The 4831-nt window shown below is 66.9% G+C and carries 5 protein-coding genes; 3 read left to right on the top strand and 2 right to left on the bottom strand.

Annotated elements, in window-relative coordinates:
- On the bottom strand, positions 1-449 hold a 449-nt coding region (locus tag VFM98_RS07615), incomplete at its 3' end, for a MoxR family ATPase (protein WP_325109310.1).
- Between the two features lie 93 nt (positions 450-542).
- Between VFM98_RS07615 and VFM98_RS07620 the strand changes: the two genes are divergently transcribed.
- A complete protein-coding gene (locus VFM98_RS07620; RefSeq protein ID WP_325109311.1) occupies positions 543-1271 on the top strand; it encodes a c-type cytochrome in 729 nt (242 codons plus the stop codon).
- 82 nt (positions 1272-1353) lie between these two features.
- On the opposite strand, the gene VFM98_RS07625 is transcribed toward VFM98_RS07620, so the two are convergent.
- Positions 1354-1785: a DUF1841 family protein gene (locus tag VFM98_RS07625; protein WP_325109312.1), complete on the bottom strand. Its 432-nt coding sequence runs from the start codon at positions 1783-1785 to the stop codon at positions 1354-1356.
- 142 nt (positions 1786-1927) lie between these two features.
- Here VFM98_RS07625 and VFM98_RS07630 point away from each other — a divergent pair, with 142 nt between their 5' ends.
- Both VFM98_RS07630 and VFM98_RS07635 read left to right on the top strand, forming a co-directional pair.
- Positions 1928-2887, top strand: coding sequence for a TAXI family TRAP transporter solute-binding subunit (locus VFM98_RS07630; protein WP_325109313.1), 960 nt, complete (start codon positions 1928-1930; stop codon positions 2885-2887).
- A gap of 7 nt (positions 2888-2894) precedes the next feature.
- Positions 2895-4831: TRAP transporter fused permease subunit (locus VFM98_RS07635; RefSeq protein ID WP_325109314.1), on the top strand; the 1937-nt coding region annotated here is incomplete at its 3' end.

Raw genomic sequence — 4831 nt, forward strand, 5'->3', positions numbered from 1 at the left:
TGCACCGCCCGCACCAGCTCGCGTGTCTCGTACACGTAGAACTCCATCCGGTCCAGCTCGCGCAGCAGGTCGTTGGGGAATTCGATGTCGGCCTTGTCGATCTCGTCGATCAGCAGCGCCACCGGCTGGTCGGCCGTGAAGGCCTGCCACAGCACGCCCTTGACGATGTAGTTGTGGATGTCCTTCACGCGCTGGTCGCCCAGCTGCGAATCGCGCAGGCGGCTGACCGCGTCGTATTCGTACAGGCCCTGCTGCGCCTTGGTGGTGGACTTGATGTGCCACTGCAGCAGCGGCATGTGCAGCGCCTCCGCCACCTCCTCGGCCAGCATGGTCTTGTTGGTGCCGGGCTCGCTCTTGACCAGCAGCGGGCGCTTCAACGTGATGGATGCATTCACGGCCAGCATCAGGTCCTGCGTGGCGACGTAGTTCTGGGAGCCTTGGAACTTCATGGAGGAAGGGGAGTGGGAAGGGCGCTGAAGAGGGCCCCTTATAATCGACGGTTGATCCTAAGGAGCTGACCTTCGTCAGATTGTGCGCGCAAAATGAAAAATCTGTTGACCACGGTTTTCGCCCTGTCTGTCGCTTGCGTGACCTCGCTGGCCCAGGCGCAGATCCCGGCCGGGCCCGCGGCTGATGCCGCTCCCGCAGCGGCCCCGGCAGCGAAGGCCGCCACGCCGGCCAGCCCGAAGTCGCTCGAAGCCAAGACGGCGATGTGCTTCGGCTGCCACAACATCAAGGGCTACCAGGCGAGCTTCCCCGAGGTGTACAAGGTTCCCATGATCGCCGGCCAGAGCGCCAAGTACATCGCCGCGGCGCTCCACGCGTACAAGACGGGCGACCGCAAGCACCCGACGATGCGCGGCATCGCCGAGACGCTGACCGAGCAGGACATCACGGACATCGCCGCCTTCTACGAAAAGCTGGGCTCCGAGGAGCGCAAGGCCGCCCCCGAGAAGGCAAGCCGCGAGCCGAACGCGCAGGTCGCGGGCCTGCTCCAGAAGGCCAACTGCGCGTCCTGCCACGGCGCCAACTTCTCCAAGCCGATCGATCCGAGCTACCCGAAGATCGCCGGCCAGCACCCCGACTACCTGTTCAGCGCGCTGAAGGCCTACAAGACGGACAACAATCCCGCCGTCGGCCGCAACAACGGCATCATGGGCGCCATCGCCAAGCAGTTCTCCAACGCCGAACTGAAGGCGATCGCGCAGTACGTCGGCTCGCTCGATGGCGAGGTGGCGACGGTGCCGGAGCCGCGCTTCCATCGGCACTGATCCCGCATGAAAGAACGGCCCTTCGGGGCCGTTTTTCTTGCGTCACCCCGTACGCGGGGACCCAGGCGCGCGCAGCGCGAGGTCAGCGCGTCGCCCGCCGCTGCACGCACTCCACGTACGCCTGGCCGTCCGGCGGCCGGCCGGCGCGCTGGCTTTCCCACAGCATCTGCCCCAGGCATTCCATCGCCTCGTGGTGCGCATCGTGCAGTGAGTTGCGCCGCGCCGCCAGCAGTTCCACCGCCTGCCGGATGCCGCGCGGCTGGTCGATCGAGCACTGCTCGCTGATCGACAGGTGCATCGAAAGATGCAGGAACGGGTTGCCCTGCCCGCCCGAGCCGTCGTAGACCCGCGCCACCGCCGCCTCGGCATCCTCCATGTCGGGTTCGTACTCCGGGTGTTCCTTGAGCCACTCGCTGGCGAGCGTCTCCAGCGCATCCAGCAGCTCGCCGGCGCGCGCCTTGGCGTGCACGCTGCAGAAGAAGCGGCGCACGTCTTCCTGGGACGGGTTGAACATGCTTTCAGGTTAGCACGCCAACGCGGCGGCGCCACGGCCGAGTGCTGGAAACCCCCCAGACACCGACCGTCCGGCCCCCGGCAGAATGGTCCGCGCCCCGCCGCGGGCCCGCGGCTGGAGTGTCAACACTACGGAGACAAGCATGAAGTTCCTCAGGACCATCTTGCTGGGCCTGCTGGCCACCCTTGCGGTGGCCTTCGGCGCGCAGGCCCAGAACATCTCGATCGCCACCGGCGGCACAGGCGGCGTGTACTACCCGATGGGGGGCGGCCTGGCCGCGGTGCTCTCCAAGTACGTGCCCGGCATGCAGGCCACCGCCGAAGTCACCGGCGGCTCGGTCGACAACCTCAAGCTGATCGGCAGCGGCAAGCCCTACGTGGCCTTCAGCATGAGCGACGCCGCGCAGGACGCCTACAAGGGCGAGGACAAGTTCAAGAGCAACAAGGTGCCCGTGCGCACGCTGATGGTGCTGTACCCGAACCGCATGCACGTGGTCACCGTGGAGGGCAAGGGCATCGCCAAGTTCGGCGACCTGAAGGGCAAGCGCGTCTCCACCGGCTCGCCCGGCAGCGCCACCGAGGTGATGGCCTTCCGCCTGATCGAGGCCGCCGGCCTGGACAAGGACAAGGACATGAAGCGCGAGCGCCTCGGTGTCGCCGAATCCGTCAACGCGCTGAAGGACGGCAAGATCGACGCCTTCTTCTGGGTCGGTGGACTGCCCACCGCCGCCGTCTCCGACCTGGCCAACACGCCCGGCAACCACATCAAGCTGGTCGACCACGCGGAGCTGGTACCGGCGATGAACAAGAAGTACGGCAACCTGTACGTGCAGGACGTGATCCCCAAGAGCGTCTACAAGGGCATGGAGGCCGACAACCACCAGGCCACGGTGCAGAACATCCTGGTCGCCAACGAGAGCATGGACGAGAAGACGGCCTACAACATCGTGAAGGCGGTGTTCGACCACAAGCCGGAGATCGTCGCGGTGCACAAGGAGGCCGAGAACTTCAAGCTGGAGAACCAGAAGAAGGACGCCAGCCCGATCCCGTGGCATCCGGGGGCCGTCAAGTACTTCGCCGAAAAAGGCATCAAGCTGAACTGATGCCACGATGAGCGCGAACGAACACCAGGCGGAGCGGGCGCAGCTGAGCGCCGACATCGACGCAGCGGCGCTGCAGAAGGCCGAGGAGTACATCGAGCAGGAGGAGGGCGCGGCGAACAAGCTGAAAGGCTGGCTCGGCGTGTTCGTCACCCTGGTGGCGGTGGCGATGTCGGTCTTCCACCTGTACACCGCCTACGCGATCGTGCCGACGCAGACGCTGCGGCCGATCCACGTCTCGTTCGTGCTGTTCCTGGTGTTCCTGGTGTTCCCGGTGGCGTCGCGCTGGCGCCACCGCGTGATGTGGTGGGACTGGCTGGCCGCGCTGCTCGCCATCGCCCTGACCGTCTATGCCATCCAGGGCGGCGACGACTTCACCGACCGCAACACCTCTCCGCTGGCCTGGGACATCGCCTTCGGCATCGCACTGATCGTGCTGGTGCTGGAGGCGATGCGCCGCACCTCCGGCTGGGTGATGCCGGTGGTCTGCATCGCCTTCCTCGCCTATGCGCTGTTCGGCCCCTGGCTGCCCGCACCCTGGACGCACAAGGGCTATGAGGTCGGCCGGCTGGTCGGCGTGATGTACATGACGCTGGAGGGCATCTTCGGCACCGCCGTCGACGTCTCGTCCTCGCTGATCATCCTGTTCACCATCTTCGGCGCCTTCCTGCAGTACTCGGGCGCCGGCAAGTTCTACCTCGACTTCTCCTTCTCCGCCATGGGCGGCAAGCCCACCGGCGCCGGCCGCACGGTGGTGCTCGCCTCCTTCCTGCTGGGGGGGCCTTCGGGCTCGGGCGTCGCGACGACCGTCACGCTCGGTTCGGTGGCGTACCCCATGCTGCGCAAGGTGGGCTACGAGAAGAACGCCGCGGGCGGCCTGCTCGCCGCCGGCGGCCTGGGCGCGATCATCTCGCCGCCGGTGCTGGGCGCCGCGGCCTTCCTGATCGCCGAATTCCTCAAGATCTCCTACCTGGATGTGCTGCTGATGGCGTGCATCCCGACGGTGCTGTTCTACTTCGCGCTGTTCCTGATGGTGGAGATCGACGCGCGGAAGTTCGGCATGCACGCCACCGTGTTCGAGAAGGTGGACACCGTCTGGCACCTCACGCGCCGCTACTGGTTCCACTTCCTCTCGCTGGTGTCGATCGTCGCCTTCATGCTGTGGGGCTTCTCGCCGGTGCTGTCGGTGTTCTGGGCCACCGTGGTCTCGGGCCTCACCAGCCTGCTGCGCCGCGACACGGCACTGATCCCCTACGACACCTTCCGCGGCCCCGGCATCGGCCGCAAGCTGTGGAACTCGCCCTTCATGAAGGCCATGGAAGGTGGTTCGGTCGGCGTGCTGAACGTGGCTGCCACCTGCGCCGGCGCCGGCATCATCGTCGGCGTGGTCACGCTCACCGGCCTGGGCCTGAAGTTCAGCCAGATCGTGATCGACTACGCCGGCGGCTCGCTGCTGCTGACGGCGATCTTCACCTCGCTCGTGGTGTGGATCATCGGGCTGGCGGTGCCGGTGACGGCCTCCTACATCATCTGCGCCGTGATCGCCGCGCCGGCCCTGATCAAGCTGGGCGTGCCGGAGTTCGCGGCCCACATGTTCATCTTCTACTACGCGGTGCTGTCGGAGGTGTCGCCGCCCACGGCGCTGTCGCCCTTTGCTGCCGCGGCGATCACGGGGGGCGATCCGTACAAGACCACGCTGCAGTGCTGGAAGTACACGGTGCCCGCCTTCCTGGTGCCCTTCATGTTCGTGCTCGATGCGAGCGGCCAGGGCCTGCTGCTGATGGGGTCGACCAAGGCGCTGGCCAGCGCCAACTGGTGGTCCATCGCGGAGGTGACGCTCACCTGCGGGCTCGGCATCGCCGCCCTGGCAGCCGGCTTCCAGGGCTGGGCGCTGCGCAGGACGACGCGGGTGGAGCGCACCCTGCTGCTGGTGGCCGGCGTGCTGCT

Source organism: Ramlibacter sp. (assembly GCF_035706265.1).
Lineage (GTDB): Bacteria > Pseudomonadota > Gammaproteobacteria > Burkholderiales > Burkholderiaceae_C > Ramlibacter.